This is a genomic window from Alistipes dispar, assembly GCF_006542685.1.
Lineage (GTDB): Bacteria > Bacteroidota > Bacteroidia > Bacteroidales > Rikenellaceae > Alistipes > Alistipes dispar.
The window spans coordinates 1,204,576-1,219,867 of the sequence record NZ_AP019736.1; the positions used below are offsets into that span (position 1 = coordinate 1,204,576).

General features: G+C 62.5%; 14 protein-coding genes. All 14 read right to left on the reverse strand.

The window, feature by feature from the left end; all coding sequences use genetic code 11:
• Positions 1 to 5: 5 nt before the first annotated feature.
• Positions 6 to 818 carry an SDR family oxidoreductase gene (locus FME97_RS05250; RefSeq protein WP_141428207.1) on the reverse strand — a complete coding sequence of 271 codons (813 nt, stop codon included), beginning with the start codon at positions 816 to 818 and terminating at the stop codon, positions 6 to 8.
• Between the two features lie 37 nt (positions 819 to 855).
• The gene (locus FME97_RS05255) at positions 856 to 1,530 is read right to left on the reverse strand and encodes a bifunctional 4-hydroxy-2-oxoglutarate aldolase/2-dehydro-3-deoxy-phosphogluconate aldolase (protein ID WP_141428208.1); all 675 of its coding nucleotides are present in this window, start codon (positions 1,528 to 1,530) and stop codon (positions 856 to 858) included.
• A gap of 11 nt (positions 1,531 to 1,541) precedes the next feature.
• Positions 1,542 to 2,582, reverse strand: a complete 1,041-nt coding sequence (locus FME97_RS05260) for a sugar kinase (protein WP_141428209.1) — start codon at positions 2,580 to 2,582, stop codon at positions 1,542 to 1,544.
• A gap of 33 nt (positions 2,583 to 2,615) precedes the next feature.
• Complete coding sequence (locus tag FME97_RS05265; protein WP_141428210.1) at positions 2,616 to 4,313, reverse strand: DUF4855 domain-containing protein; 1,698 nt, start codon at positions 4,311 to 4,313, stop codon at positions 2,616 to 2,618.
• Positions 4,314 to 4,366: 53 nt separating this feature from the next.
• Entirely contained in the window at positions 4,367 to 5,701 is a 1,335-nt protein-coding gene (locus FME97_RS05270; RefSeq protein WP_141428211.1) for a Gfo/Idh/MocA family oxidoreductase, read from the reverse strand.
• A gap of 86 nt (positions 5,702 to 5,787) precedes the next feature.
• Positions 5,788 to 6,027, reverse strand: coding sequence for a hypothetical protein (locus FME97_RS05275; RefSeq protein ID WP_141428212.1), 240 nt, complete (start codon positions 6,025 to 6,027; stop codon positions 5,788 to 5,790).
• A 3-nt stretch (positions 6,028 to 6,030) separates the two neighbouring features.
• Positions 6,031 to 7,299 (reverse strand): Gfo/Idh/MocA family protein, encoded by a 1,269-nt coding sequence (locus FME97_RS05280; RefSeq protein ID WP_394344260.1) that lies wholly within the window; start codon positions 7,297 to 7,299, stop codon positions 6,031 to 6,033.
• A 46-nt stretch (positions 7,300 to 7,345) separates the two neighbouring features.
• The gene (locus FME97_RS05285; RefSeq protein WP_141428214.1) at positions 7,346 to 8,173 is read right to left on the reverse strand and encodes an FAD:protein FMN transferase; all 828 of its coding nucleotides are present in this window, start codon (positions 8,171 to 8,173) and stop codon (positions 7,346 to 7,348) included.
• A gap of 25 nt (positions 8,174 to 8,198) precedes the next feature.
• Positions 8,199 to 9,584 carry a putative oxidoreductase C-terminal domain-containing protein gene (locus FME97_RS05290; RefSeq protein WP_141428215.1) on the reverse strand — a complete coding sequence of 462 codons (1,386 nt, stop codon included), beginning with the start codon at positions 9,582 to 9,584 and terminating at the stop codon, positions 8,199 to 8,201.
• Between the two features lie 10 nt (positions 9,585 to 9,594).
• Entirely contained in the window at positions 9,595 to 10,602 is a 1,008-nt protein-coding gene (locus FME97_RS05295) for a Gfo/Idh/MocA family protein (RefSeq protein WP_141428216.1), read from the reverse strand.
• Between the two features lie 32 nt (positions 10,603 to 10,634).
• Positions 10,635 to 11,423 carry a glucosamine-6-phosphate deaminase gene (locus FME97_RS05300; RefSeq protein ID WP_141428217.1) on the reverse strand — a complete coding sequence of 263 codons (789 nt, stop codon included), beginning with the start codon at positions 11,421 to 11,423 and terminating at the stop codon, positions 10,635 to 10,637.
• On the reverse strand, positions 11,404 to 12,591 hold the full coding sequence (gene nagA / locus FME97_RS05305) for an N-acetylglucosamine-6-phosphate deacetylase (RefSeq protein WP_141428218.1): 1,188 nt from the start codon (positions 12,589 to 12,591) through the stop codon (positions 11,404 to 11,406). Before nagA ends, FME97_RS05300 begins: the two co-directional genes overlap by 20 nt.
• Before the next feature lies 1 nt (position 12,592).
• Complete coding sequence (locus FME97_RS05310) at positions 12,593 to 13,927, reverse strand: sugar MFS transporter (protein WP_141428219.1); 1,335 nt, start codon at positions 13,925 to 13,927, stop codon at positions 12,593 to 12,595.
• 78 nt (positions 13,928 to 14,005) lie between these two features.
• The gene (locus FME97_RS05315; RefSeq protein WP_141428220.1) at positions 14,006 to 15,289 is read right to left on the reverse strand and encodes a DUF4855 domain-containing protein; all 1,284 of its coding nucleotides are present in this window, start codon (positions 15,287 to 15,289) and stop codon (positions 14,006 to 14,008) included.
• Positions 15,290 to 15,292 lie beyond the last annotated feature (3 nt).

The window sequence follows — 15,292 nt, forward strand, 5'->3', positions numbered from 1 at the left end:
ACCGTTCAGATCGAGAAGGCGTCGAATCCGCCGTCGATCACCGTCAGCGTTCCCGAAACGAAACGCGACGCGTCGCTCGCAAGCCATTGCAGCGTGCCGAGCAGCTCCCCGGGCTCGCCGAAACGCCCGAAGGGCGTATGGGCCAGAATCGTCCGTGCCCGGGGCGTGAGACTTCCGTCGGGATTCGTCAGCAGCGTGCGGTTCTGCTCCGTAAGGAAAAAACCCGGAGCAATGGCATTCACGCGTAGCCCGGCACCGAACTTCGTGGCCAGCTCCCCGCACATGTAGCGTGTAAAGTTCACTACGGCAGCCTTCGCCGCGCCATAGCCCGCCACGCGGGTCAAGGGACGCAGGGCCGATTCGGAAGCGATGTTGATAATCGACCCCTCGCCCCGTTCGGTCATCGCGCGGGCAAAGACCATCGTCGGAAGGATCGTTCCGAAAAGATTCAGATCGACGACCTTGCGCACCGCCTCGGGATCGAGGTCGAAGAAGGTCTTGTCAGGAGGGATCGTCGCCCCGGGCATATTGCCCCCGGCGGCATTTATGAGCACGTCGATACGACCGAAACGGTCCATGATCTCCGCATGGTTTTCCGCAAGCGACGCACGGTCCAGAACGTCCGTCGCATACGCCGCGGCACGGCCCCCCTCGGCCGCGACCTCTGCGGCAAGCCGCTCTCCCGCCTCGAGATTGCGGTCCAAGACGACGACCTGCGCTCCCTGCTCGGCAAAGTGGCGGACCATGGCCGATCCCAGAATCCCCGCCGCGCCCGTGATGACGATGACGCGGTCTCCGACACTGAAGAGATTTCTCATATCCGATGGTTTTTTGAATTTTCCGATAACGGAACGGTCATTTCCGCCGGCAGCTCCGGATCACCCCGAGAACAAAGCGGCATTTGCCGGCGATCCACATCCAGTCCCCCGCCTCAAGCCGCGGGGCGGGAAATAGCCGCGACCCCATGCCGACGCAGGCGACGCCCGCCTCAAACCACGCCCGGAGACTCTCTTCCGTAGGTTCCACGGCGCCCGTCGCCATAATCTGCACGCGCGGGAGCGGTCCGCGGACACTCTTCACGAACGAAGGTCCGCCCGCACATCCCGCCGGAAAGAGCTTCACCAGGTTGCAGCCCGCCTCCTGGGCCGCCACGATCTCCGCAACGGTCCCGCAGCCGGGAACGTAAGGGACAACCCGGCGATTGCACAGCCGCGCCACCTCTTCCACGAAACAGGGACCGACCACGAAGTCCGCCCCGCAGTTCAGATAGGACGCCGCCGTAGGCGCGTCGGTCACCGAACCGACACCGAGTGCCATTTCGGGACACTCCTTCCCGGCGTATTTCACGAGCGAGGCGAAAACCTCGCAGGCGAAATCCCCGCGGTCCGTGAATTCGAACGCGCGGACGCCGCCCTCATAGCAGGCTTTCAGGACCTGACAGGCCACTGCGGCGTCCCGGTGATAAAAGACGGGAACCATGCCCGTATCGCGGAGTGTGCAGAGCACCTCCAAAAAGTCGAATCGTGCCATATCGCCTGTTTTTATCGGGAGACGCGTCCCGAGCCGTTGCCCCGCATCAGCCGCTCGACCTCCTCCGCGGAGACGAGGTTGTAATCGCCGTCGATCGTATGTTTGAGACACGAAGCCGCCGCCGCGAACTCCAGAGCCCGGGCATCGTCTCCGGGCCAGGCGAGCAGGCCGTGGATCAGCCCGCCGGCAAAGGAGTCGCCGCCGCCCACACGATCGACGATATGCGTGATGTCGTAACGTTTCGAACGGTAGAGACGCCGTCCGTCGCAGAGCACCCCGCCCCAGGTGTTGCGGCTCGCGTTGATCGACCCGCGCAGGGTGACGGCCACCTTCCGCAGACGCGGGAAACGTTCCATGAGCCGGCGGCAGACATCCCCGAAACGGCGACTGTCGATCCCGCCGCCCGCAGTCGCAGCGTCGAAACCCTCGGGTTTGATACCGAAGACCTTCTCGGCATCCTCCTCGTTGGCGATCGCCACGTCGCAGCCCGCCACCAGGCGGGGCATCACCTCGGCGGCCGTCTTGCCGTATTTCCAGAGTTTGTCGCGGTAATTCAGGTCGCACGAAACGGGGACCTGCATCCGATTGGCCGCTTCGACGGCCTCCCGGCAGGCTTCGGCCGCTCCGGCGCTGATCGCCGGCGTGATTCCCGTCCAATGGAACCACGACGCTCCCTCGAATACCCGCTCCCAGTCGATCATCCCCGGGCGGATCCCGGCCATCGAGGAGTGCGCCCGGTCGTAAACGACCTTGCCGGGACGGCTCACCGCTCCCGTCTCCAGAAAATAGATGCCGAGCCGCTCGCCTCCGAAAACGACATGATCGGTACGGACTCCGTACTTGTGCAGGTCCATCAGGCAGGCCGCGGCAAGATCGTTCTCGGGCATACGCGTTACGAACTGCGCCACGTAACCGTAATTGGCGAGCGACACGGCAACATTGGCTTCCCCGCCACCGAACGTGGCATCGAACCGGTTCGCCTGGCAGAATCGCTGATTCCCGGGGGCCGCCAGGCGCAACATGATCTCCCCGAAAGTAACCACCTTCTTCATTCGCGGTATCTTAATATCTCGATCATGAAACAATCAGTCGGGCAATCCCTCCGCGAACTCCACTTCAAGTACGGCCTCGCCGTCGGGCGCCTCGGTCGAGATCTCCAGATAGAAACGGTCGCAGTTGAAAGGCCATCCCTGCGGATAGTACGAAAAACGGCTGTCGAAGAGGTCCTCCTGGATGTTGGCCGCAGTGCCGTCCACCGAGAAGACGACATCCCGTTCGGTCCACTTGCAGACAAAGGTATGGAATCCGTCGTACAAGTTCTCGACCGGCAGGACCGACCGCTTGATATTTTGCAGTTTCACCTCGTTCATCTGCATCGTGTTCGCACCGCAGGCCACAGCGCCGGGCCGCGATCCGTCGTAGTCCATGAGGAACAGGTCGCCGCTGTCGGGCCACGCTCCGAGCCGCTCCGTGACGGGCAGCAGGCGGATGCGGGCCTTCGCTTCGGGATTGCGCGAGCGGATGCGGGCCCGCACGGCGATCGTGCCGTATTGCAGATCCCACCGGCCGCGCGTGTCGAGGCGGGTCGTACCCTTCAACAGCAGGCGTCCGCGCCGCACGACGGCCTTGCCGCCCGGCGCCTCGTTCCACGAAGCCGTATCAAGGCGCTTTCCGCCGAACGTCTCCCGGAAGTCGGGTTTCGCTCCGTCGAGCATCCGATGCCGGCGGTCGCGGATGAAGTAGGCCAGCGTATCGATAAAGGCCCGGTCTTCGGGAGCCGTGGTCTTCGTAAAATAATATACCCCGCCGCCCCCTTCGTAGTAGGCGATCGCCGAAGAGCGGTAAACTCCGTTCCTGCGGAACGACGACATATAGCCCATGCCGCGGTCGCGGCGGCACTCCTCCGACTTCACCGAAGCCCGCATGTCGAACTCCATTTCGAGCCCCATGCCGTAGGTCCGGGCCAACTCACAGGCCCGATCTACCCGTTCGTCGCCGATCTTGCGGTTCCAGAAGTAGGTCGGCTGCAAGTAGGCGGCATCGAAACCCAGATCGCGCCACTCGCTGTAACCCTGGGCGGTGTAGTAGGGAATCCAATAGAAGCGCAGCCCCTTGCTCCGCACGTAGTCGCCCAGGGCGCGGGTCACCTCGCGGCTCTGCCGCAGTATCTCGGGCAGCCAGTAGAATCCGGCCAACTCGAGGTGCCGAAAACCGCTGCTGCGGAAACGTTCCTCGAGGAGATCCGCATACCATTTGCAGGCGGCTATGCGATCCTCCTCATTCGAGAAATCCAACTTGCGGCCTTCCAGTTCGCCCCAGTCTTTCTGACCGCGCGGAGGCTCGGGAATCCCGATCACCACCTTGTGACGGAAGGGCGGCTCTCCCAACTCCCGAACGGCCGCCGCGATGCAGTCGTCGAGCGCCGCAATGCCCTTGCCGCTCTCGAAATGCCGATCGACAAGCCAGGCCCAGTCCTCCTTTCTGGCCAGCAGCGCGGAGCCCCGTACATGGTACGAGACCCCCTTGCCGCTGTCGAACTCCAGAAAGAGGAAGCCGTCAAAGAGCCAGTCGCGGTTCCCGAAGCGGTCCTCGTGGACGACATAGGGACGCAGTTGTTCGGCGTTGTAGTCCATGCGGTGAGAACCACCCTGATAGATCAGCACCAGGTCGCGAATATCGGTCATCGGCAGATATTTCCCCGGGGCGGGTTGTGCCGAGACTTCGTATCCGGCGATCAACAGAGACAACACCCCATACAGGGAGACGAGCATTCTCCTTTGCATATCGTTAGTATATAATACGTTATGTTTTTATCCCATGCGTTTCCGACGCGGTGTCAGACGCGAATCTCCCACCCCTTTTCGTAGGTGCGGCCCCAGAGGTCGCCGGCTTCGCGGTCGTCGAGGATGCGGCCCGTCGTCGGGTCGATCCGCAGCGAACGGCCCACGCGCTGAGCGATGTTGCCCAACTGGACCAACTGCGTACTGATGCAGGCATCGACGATTCCCGAATTGAGTTTCTCGCCCTTGCGGATCGCATCGAACCAGTTCCGGAAGTGAATGACATCGAGCTGCTCGGAGGGATTGAGCAGATTGCCCTCTTCGAACTTCAGGGCGCTCTGCACCTCCTTGACCGTCTTGCCGCCCATGTCGGCGATCCGGTATTCGTTGCCGCCGCTGATGAAGAGCGTGCCCGTCTCGCCGTAGAAGGCCGTGCCCACACCGAAGCCGTCCACCGGCGTGCCGTTGCAACTGCGGCCCTCCCACGAACAGGAGGCCTCGTCGCCGAACTGATAGGTAATGAGTTGCGTGTCGGGCGTCTCCCAGTCGTCCTGAAAGCGGTAGCGACCGCCCACGGAGGTGACCAGCGTGGGATACTCGACCCCGAGACCCCAGCGGAGAATATCCACGAAGTGCGTACCGTTGTTCAACGCCTCGCCCGTTCCCCAGTGCCAGAACCAGTGCCAGTTGTAGTGTACGACATTGTCCCTGAAAGCCTTCACGCGCGGCGCGGGGCCCTGCCACAGATCCCAGTCCAGCCACCCGGGGACCGGAACCTCCCTGCCGATGCCGATCGACGGGCGGTTGTTCACATACCACGATTTGGCGTAGCGCACCCTGCCGATCTCGCCGGCGCGGATCGCCGCAACGGCCTCGATCACGTTGGGCCACGAACGGCGCTGGTTGCCCACCTGCACCACACGGTCGTATTTCAGGGCCGCGCGGATCAGCAGTTCGTTTTCCGCAGGGTTATGGCTCGTAGGCTTCTCGAGATAGACATGCTTGCCGGCCTTCATGGCCATGACGGCCGCGGCGGCATGCCAGTGGTCGGGCATGGCGATCACCACGGCATCGACATCCTCCGACTCGAGCAGACGGCGCAGATCCCGCTCGCCGCGGGGCTTGCGCCCGCAGACCTTGGCGATATCCTCGCGGCATTTGGCCAAAGCGCGCGAATCGACATCGCACACACAGGTTACCTCGCAGTCCCTCATCTTCGCAAAACCCTGAGCCAGGGCATTGCCGCGCGAATTCACGCCGATCACGCCGATCCGGATGCGCTCGTTGGCTCCGGCGGCCCGTGCCGACACCACGCCGGGCAAGACGCTTCCCAAGGATACGGCAGCCGCCCCCGTCATCAGTTTCTTAATGAAGTCTCTTCTCGTAGTCATAGGTCGTAATGTTTATCCAAAATTAGAGATTTTACGGGGATTACGGCTCGTCAATCCCGACAATGAACCTTCAAAAAACGCAAAAGTCATCCGCGGCGGCCTCCCATACGCGAAACGAGCGCCGCGAGCAGCCGCGGGATCCACAGCAGCAGGTAGATCACCGCCGTAATTACGACGACGTAACCCATCTGCGTGAAAAGCTCGTACCACGGACGGTCGAAACGCACGACGGCATAGAGATTCGTCAGGAAAGCGACGATGAAAGCCGCCGCCGCAAAGCGGATCTCGCGACGGATGCGGCGTGCGGAGATAACAAGATCTTTCATGGTCTAAAATTTCATGTAGGGAATTCGGTACTGCTCGGGGAGGCGGATCGTGCGCAGCTCCTCCATGGCCCGGTTGCCCAACAGGCAGAGCACCGTCGAACAGTAGGCCTCCTCGACGACATTGGGAGCCTTCTCGCCCGTGATGCACGAGTGGCAAAAGGCCGAGAGGATGATGTCCGATCCGTCCTTGTCGGCGCCGACCATGCTCTGACCGCCGTTCACGTGGATCGCCCCCTCGACGATCGGATGCGGCGGATACTCCACACGCGTTTCGGGACGCCAGCTCGGCCCCGCCGCCGGAATCGCCGCGAAAACCCGGTCCTTCATCTGCCCGATAAGCTGGCGGATGCCCGACGCCGAGCGGTCCTCCTCGAGGTAATAGACTCCCTTGGCCAGCTCCATCGTGCCGCGGCTTCCGAGAATCTGGTCTTCCATGCCGTTGAACTTGTTCGAGATAAGCGACTCGTAACAGATCTTGCGGCCGTCGCGGTAGCGGTAGATGACATTCACGCTGTCATAGACCTCGCGGCCGTCCTTCCAATGAACGATGTCGCCCATGCCCGCGATCTCCTCGGGCATACGCCCTGCGGCCCAGTTGCACACCTCCAACTGATGGCAGGCCAGCTCGGTCATCAGACCGCCCGAACTCTCCCGATAGAGGCGCCAGTTGATCCGCCGCTCCAGCTCGGGCGACGGCACTGCACGGCGCCAGTCGGCGTTGCGGAACCAGTGGCAGCGCATGCCGACCACGTCGCCGATCAGTCCCGAACGGATCAGCTCCATGCCCCGGATGTATTTCTCATCGTACATGCGCTGCATGCAGAAATAGAGCACCCGGTCCGTCCGCCCGTAGGCATCGTAGATCGCCCGGCACTCGTCGAGCGTACGGGCCATCGCCTTCTCGCAGAAGACATGCTTGCCGGCCGCCAGGGCGTCGAGCGTCATCCGCCCATGCCAGTCGAGCGGCGTAGAGACGATAACGCCGTCAATCGAGGGGTCCTCGAGCAGCCGGCGGTAATCCGTATAACATTTCGCCCCGGGGCACAACCGCTGCGCCGCCCGCAGGTTGGGTTCGTAGTCGTCGCACAGGGCGACCACTTCGGCATGGGGGATCGCCCGCAGGTTGTGGAGATGGTACTGGCCGCGCGACCCCGTGCCGATGAGCGCCACACGGGCCCGTTCGCCCGCAATCTCCCGATGCTTCTCAGGAGTGCAGAACGTCAGCCACGGCGTGGCGGCCAGCAGCGTCACGCCGCCGGTCAGGCGCCCCATGTTCTTCAAAAAATCCCTGCGACTTATCTCCGCTCCGCCATTCTTCCTATCCATGATGCAATATGTATGCGTAAACTTCCAGTTTGTCGAATCCGCAGGCAATACGCCGCCGTTGCGGTTCGCCGGCGATCATCCACGCGGTGCTCACCACTTCGGCATCGAGCGGATCGTCGGCGACGACCGCCACGATCTGCCGCGAGGCGTCACGCAGGCCGGTATGCGGATTCACGATATGTTCCGTATGGGCCGCCGTATTGCCCGACACGGAGAGGGCCCGGTCCACGAGGTCGAACTCGGCCAAAGCATTCCCCGTTGCAGGATCGGGCAGGCTCACCCGCCAGCAGGGGCCGTAAGGATGACGGCCGATGCCGAGAATGGAGCTGTTGCCGAAATCGACGAAGGCCGATCCGACACCGGCTTCGCGCAACAGCACGCCGATCTTCTTCAGCGCATAGCCCTTGGCGAAGCCGCCGAAATCGAGCGACGTTTCCTCCCCGTCGAAGCGGACGCTGACGACACCCGCCTCCGTGCCGAGACGAACGCGGGAGAGATCCCGGAGGGTGATGTCGAAAAGCCCCTCGGTCCGTTCGCAATACGTCCGGCAAGACTGCAACGCTTCGCCAAGTTCGGGCCCGACCTCTACGGGGGCGCGTGCGGCCGCGGCATTCACCCGTGCGACCTCGCTCGCGGGATCGAAGCGGTCGAAGACCCGGTTCAGATGCTCCAGAAGGGCCGTTGTCCGCTCCCAGAGCGCATCCGCCCGCGGCAAGTCGATACCTGCAATCAACAGATCGAACCGCGTGCCCATGACATGCGGCACGAAACCATGGAAGAACGACTCTTCCGCATAATACTCCCGTTCGGTCGTCAGCATACGCCTTCCGGCGGCCCTTTCGTTTTTATTCCGGCGACGCCGTGCGGGCCTGTTCCACGGCCATCGTCGTAATGTAGTATTTCGCCAGCGTATTGGCCTCCTCCCATGCGGGCATCTCGCCCGTGCGGATACTCCGAAGGAACCGCTCGGCCACCTGTCCGAAATGCACCTCATGCCCGGGACGCGCCGCAACGGGCAAATCCACCAGGAAACGACCCGGAATATCCGTCTCCACGACCCGCAGCCCGGGATAATCCGGCTGCAGGGCGGCAACGCGCCGCCGCAAAGCCGTCAGCGTCTGCGCGGGATCGGCCTCTCCGGCCGCCAGCACATAGAGCGACTTGACATTTCCCGTCGTCTCGTCCTGCACGACCTCGATCGAGGCCCGGCTGCCGCGCACCACGGACGAAAAGGCATCCTCGCCGTTCGGCGAGCTCCAATTCCAGACCACCTCCATGCCGACGTGCACCCCTTTTACGCGGAAGAGTATCCGGCCGTTGGCCATCACCTCGAGCACCCCGTCGCGGAGGTACTTCTCCAGATAGGGCGGGAACGGTTCGACACCCGTCGATAGACGGAAATCCTCCGCACGGACAGCGGTCGGCCAATGACTGGCCGCCAGCACCTCGACATCCGTCTCATAGCGTACGGGATTCTCGGGAAAGCACTGCCAGAAGACCAGGTCGATCAGATGCGTCGTAACGTCGGCGATCCCCTCGCCCTGCTGCTCCACGTCGTAATACCACGCCGGGCGAATCAGCGGCCGCCCCGACACCGACTTGAAGAAGTGGTGGATGCTGCGCATCGAAATCGACGGATCGTCAGCCGATCCGGGAAGCAGGTCCCCGAACAGCTCCGCATCGTGCATCAGATTGCGGGTCAGAACGTTGAGCGCATCATACCGCTCGGTCATCAGGTCGCAGATCCATACGCCGCGGCGGTGCGCTTCGGCATAGGCCGCACGCAGCGTATCGAAGTCTTCGCGGCAGACAGCCAGCGGCTTGTCAGACAACACATGATATCCGGCTTTCACCGACGCGAGGATATAACCGGTTTTCTTCCGGTTGTTTCCGGCCAGGACGACCAGGTCGCCGGCACGCTCGCCGACCATCCGCTCGAGGTAGTCGGGACCGGTATAGACCACCTCCCGCCAGGAGGTAGGCTCTTCCGCACGTCCGTTGTAGGAGGCTACGGCCGCCAAGTACTGTTCGACCTCCTCTCCTTCCGGGGCATAGACACGGACCGTGTCCGAAAGCTCCGCAAGGGCGTTCTTCTGCAACAGGCTCGCATGGAAATGGCCCGGATCGAGCACGACCAGACGCAGGGGCCGCTGTCCCGCACTTCCCGAGCACGAAGCGAAGAGGAGCGGCACGGCGGGCAGCAGGCGCAGGAGCGATTCGAAGCGTTTCATCGTCTTGCGTCTATTCGTCGTAAGCCTTGAGAAGCCTGCGCGCCTCCTTCATGCCTTCGGCATAGGCTTCATCCATCATAACGGTACGTCCGCCGCGTTCGAGACTCATGTTCGAAGCCTTCATGAAAGTGAAGATCTCGAGGGTCTCCTCCTTCGATACGGGGCTCGCACCGCTTTTGAAATAGCGGAGAATCTCGTCGAGCAGCACCTTGTAGCCGGCGTATCCGCCCGCGGCAACGGTCCCCTTCTCCGTAAAGGCCGTACCGCCATAGACGGCCGGGCCCTTGACGACGGCGCGGAACGTGCCGAGACGTCCGTCGTTCCAACGTCCCGACACGATGTCGCCCATCGGCGAGTGGATACGGCTCACGGCCTCACAACCCGTACCCAGCAGCGTGTAGAGCGTCTCCACGCCGTGGATGCCGTAGAATCCGAAATCGGGATGCGTCGGCTCGACCGTATGGGGCGAATAGCAGTCGGCACCCAGGATCTTGCCGAAGTCGCCGCGACGCAGCGCCGCATTCTGCGGCGAATAGCGCAGAGCCGAAGAGGTGAAGACGCTCGCACCGTAACGTTCGGCCATCTCGTAGATGGCGATGGCCTCGCCGAGCGTCGCGCCAAGCGGTTTGTCGATGTAGCAGATTTTTCCCGAGCGGAAGACCTCGACGGCCTGTCCGAGATGCAGGCGGCCGTCGTTCGTCTCGAGCAACACGCAATCGACCTTGTCGAGCAGTTCGGCGACCGACGCGGTGATCTCCACGCCGAACTTCTTCACGGTCTCGATATATCCGGGAATGCGGTCGCGGCTCGACCGGATTGCCGTCGATCCGTAGGGATAGGCCGCAACGACCTCGAACTCACGGACGAGCGGATCGTCCGACGTACCGTTGAGCAGTTCGGTAAAGGCGGTGGAATGCGACGTATCGAGGCCGATGATGCCGATACGGATCACCCCCTGGGCCCGTACGGTGAAGACCGCGGCGAGGAGGCATGCGATGATGAGAATCTGTTTTTTCATGGTCGGTAGTTTTTCGTTTCGGAACGGGTTCGTCATTCGGCGGGAAGCAACCGGGCGCTCTCCGCAGTCAGATAGAGGCACGCATCCGCCTCGTTGCGCAGCACACTCGCGGGACAGTGTTCCGAGATCTCTCCGTAAAGCGTGCACCGCACGGCTTCGGCCTTGCTGGCGAAGGGGACGATGCAGAAGAGCCACCGACCCCGCAGCAATGCGGGAACCGTCAGCGTCAGCGCCTCGGAGGGCACCAGATCGAGCCGCTCGAAACATTTCTCATTGACCTGCTGCTGACGGCAGACGGGATCGAGCGCCACAACCTTCACCAGTTTCGGATCGTTGAAATCCGCCACATCGGGGTCGTTGAAGGCAATATGGCCGTTCTCGCCGATTCCCATGCAAACGATATCGACCGGATAGCGTTGCAGCAGACCGGCATAGCGCGCACACTCGGCATCCCGGTCGGAGGCCAGTCCGTCGAGGCAATAGACCGAACGGAAAGGCACCCGGTCGAAGATCCGCTCGCGCAGGAAGTGCGCGAAGCTCTGCGGCGCCGAAGGGCCGACACCGATGTATTCATCCATATGGAAGGCATTGATGCGTGTCCAGTCAATACGGCTATCGGCAATCAGGCTGTTCAGGAATGCCTCCTGCGAGGGGGCGGCGGCGAAGATCATATTGACCTCCTCCTTTTTTCCGAGCAGTTCGACAATCTTGGCGGCGACCTCCGCGGCCGCGGCGCGCCCCATCTCCCCGGTCGTGGAAAAGACTTTGACGTTCAGCATTTCCCGGCTGAACGTACGGAAATTATTCGGTATAGAGAACATGACCTTCAGAAATTGTGGTTACGACATGAATTCGGGAATCGAAAACGACGATATCGGCATCCTTGCCCTCGTCGAGCGAGCCCTTGCGGGCATCCAGCCCGAGAATGCGGGCCGGCGTGAGCGACATCATCCGCACGGCCTCGACGAGCGGCACTCCCGCCGCACCGACCATCGTGCGTACCAGACGGTCGGTCGTCGCGACGCTTCCGGCAAATGCCGAACGGTCGGGAAGTTTCGCCACGCCTTCCTCGATCAGCACGCGCCGGCCGTTGCGGAGACTGCCGAGAACCGACTCTCCGTCGGGCATTCCCGCACCGCGCATCGCATCGGTACAGAGCGCCGTACGGTCCGCTCCCTTGAACTTGTAAACGAAACGCAGCAGCGCCTCAGGCAGATGCACGCCGTCGGCGATGATCTCCACGGTCATCGCGTCGATCAGATAAGCCGCTTCGACGGCTCCGGCATAACGGCGGGCGTTGCGCCGCGTCACGGAAGACATGGCCGAATAGAGATGCGTCATGTGGGTATATCCCGCCTCATGGGCGCGGACCACCTCGTCATACACGGCGTCGGTATGCGCCACAGAGGCCAAAATCCCGCGACGGCGCAGTTCGCGTCCCATTTCGAGAGCGCCGTCCAGCTCCGGAGCGACACTCCAGCGGATGATTTCCGGGGCGGCTTCGAGAATCGTCCCGTACTCCTCGCGGCGGGGGGTCTTCAGATAGTGCGGATCCTGGGCGCCGCTCTGCCGGTGCGAAAAATAGGGTCCTTCGAGATGCAGGCCGAGCAGCCGCGCCCCGCGCTTGTTGCACCGGCCGGCTTCGCGGAAGACCTCGAACACCCGGTAAAGTTCCTCGTCGGTACAGGTCAGCGTCGTGGGAACGAGCGCCGTGGTACCATAGCGCGCATGGGTCTCGGCCACGCCGAGGAAAGCCTCGACCGTCCCGTCCATGAAGTCGTGCCCGCCACCGCCGTGCACGTGCATGTCGATGAATCCCGGAGCAATATATCCGCCCCGGGCGTCGATAACCCGGTCGCCGGGTTCGGGCGTCACCCCATTTCCGGGAAGAATCCGCTCGATACGGCCGTTGCGGCAGACGACGGCCATGCCGGACTCGATCCGCGTCGGGCGGATCACGTTTCCGTTCGTCAGTATCAGACGTTCCATATCATCCGTTGTTTTCGATTCGTTGCCAGGGCCAGCGCACGATCTTGTACCCCTTCACGGCGAAGAAGACCAGGTAGAGGAAGCAGGGCACGAGAACCCAGTAGCCCATGCGCATGCCGCAGCGCTCGGCGACGAAGCCATAGACCAGCGGCAGAATCGCATTGCCGCACAGGCCCATGATGAGCAGCGAGGACCCCATCTTGGTGAACCGCCCCAGCCCCCGGATCGCCAAAGGCCACACGCCGGCGTAGATCAGCGCGTTGGGAAGCCCCAGCGCATTGAGCAGGAAGATCGAGGCGTTGGCCCGGTGTCCGAACAGCGTCACCCCGAAATCGCACAGCACGACCCCCAGCGAGAGCAGAAGTCCCAGAGTGGAGCAGACGACGAGCGCCTGCTTCTGCGTGACGTACCTCGGAATCAGAACGATGCCCGACAGAAAGCCGATCATCGTGCAGGTCAGCGTGAACGAGGGAAAAACCTTGGATTCGACAAGGTCCATGCCCATGGACCCCGCGTAGTTGATGATCGTGTCGATGGCGACGACCTGAGCGCCCACCTGACAGAAGATCGCCAGAGCTCCCAGCCAGAGATACGGAAAATCGAAGAGGCTCCGCCGCCCGGGCGTGTCGTCGGCCCCCGACGCGGAGTTCTGCGAGTCGGTGTCGATCTCGGGCAGAACGGAGTAGCGGATGCCCACGCCCACGAGCAGCAGCAGCACGCCCAGCACCGCATAAGGAACGATGACGCGCCGGATCAGGCCGTCGAGCAACGGGGCTTTCGCCGCGGCGTCGAGCGTCCCGGAGTCGATCAGTGCGAACAGCTCGCTGTCCTCGGGCCGGAGAATCAGCGCCGCCAGGATGAGCGGGGCGATGATGCCCGCCGTCTTGTTGAAGACGCCCATGACGCTCATGCGCTGAGCCGCGCTCTCGATCGGACCGAGGATCGTCACGTAGGGATTGGCCGCGGTCTGGAGGACCGCCAGCCCCGTACCGATGCAGAACAGTCCGAGCAGAAAAATCTCGAACTGACGGAAAAGGGCCGCCGGGACGAAAACGAAGGCCCCCAGGGCCGTAAGCATGAATCCGTACATGATTCCACGCTTGAAGCCCACCTTTTTCAGCAGGATGCCGGAGGGTACGGCCATGATGAAATAGGCGATGTAGAAGGCGAAGGAGACGAAATAGGACTCGAAATGGGTGAGCTCGCAGCATATCCTGAAATAGGGAATCAGGATGGAGTTCACCCACGAAACGGCTCCGAAGATGAAGAACATACCGGCCAGAATACCCAAGGAGAGGAGGTAGTTTCTGCGCGGGGCGGAAGCGGATTTTGTCATAGGTCGTTGTTTTGGTGGTTTTCCGTGAATGAATAAAAAACGATGTTTTCAGGTCGGGGGGGGGAGCGTGAGAAACGTTCAGAAAACGTCCTCCGGGCCCTTTCGGTGCAAATCGACGGCCGGGGCGACGTCCCGCACACGGCCCGGATCGCCTCGCATGTCGTCCGGACCGCACCGGGACGTCCGGATCGGACGGCTCACGACGAAGGAGCAGAACGCGTGGTAAAGCTCCCTGTCGGCCGCTGCGGCCGAATATTTCAGCGTCCGCAGCGACTGGCCGCCCTGATAGTAGGCCAGCCGTTTGTCAGACCACACTCCGTTACGCCGGAAAGCCGACATGTAATCCCGCAGCCGGCCGGCCTTGCCCCGGCTCTCGAGCGCATTGTCGTCAAACTCCAGTTCGAGATGCATGTCCGCCTCCTCGGCCATCCGGCACGCCTCGTCCAGGCGCGATTCGGGGACCGATTCGCTGAAGAAATAGTTCGGCTGCAAGTAGGCACAATGGAATCCGTAGGACTTCCACTGACGTGCACCCGAGGCGCCGAAATAGGGAATCCAGTTGAAACTTTCGTTCAGCCCGTCGAGGTAACAGGCTATCGCTCCCAGAATTCCGCTCGTATCCGAGTCCTTCTCGGCAAGCCAGTAGAACCCGCCAAGCTCGACATGCGCGTATTTCCGGCGGTCGAACTCGGCCCGCACCGTGTCGATGAACCATTTGCAAGCCTTCAACCGATCGTTCGCATCCGAAAAATCGAGCGCCTCGCCATCGACACTCCCCCAGTATCGGGTGACCTTCGAATCGACGTCCCGATAGCGAATCGGTTCCGGAATCGCGACCACCACCCGGCGTTTGACGGCCGGGGCGCCGAGATGCGCGGCGGCCTCAGCCACCGCGTCCTCCAGGGCGCCGATGCCCGTATCGTCGCCGAAACAATAGTCGATCAGACGCTGCCATGCGGCCCGGTCGGCCGAGCGGAGCGGCCGACCGTCGTAGGTGTAGCCGTCGGCGAATTTCACCCCGGAGCCTCCGTTACCGTCGGGATCCATGATCTCCAGCAGCAGGAAGCCGTCGAAGAGCCATTGCGTCCTCCCGTCCGGATCCGTATAGGTGACGTAGTCGGACAGACGCTCTCTGTCCCATTCATACGGAGTCCGATGGTGCCCGCCGCCATAGATCAGCACCAGATCCGTAACGGAGGGTACAGCCCGGCGGGAAAGTTCCCAATCGTAGGGTTCGGCCATGAGGGCATCGGGAGGGACAGGCTTCAGGTACGGAGGCGGAGAGGCCGACGTCTCTTCGCCGCAGAACGTACATTGCAGGGATAGCGTGCACAACAGCATCGCGGAAAACAGAAAGCGCATAAC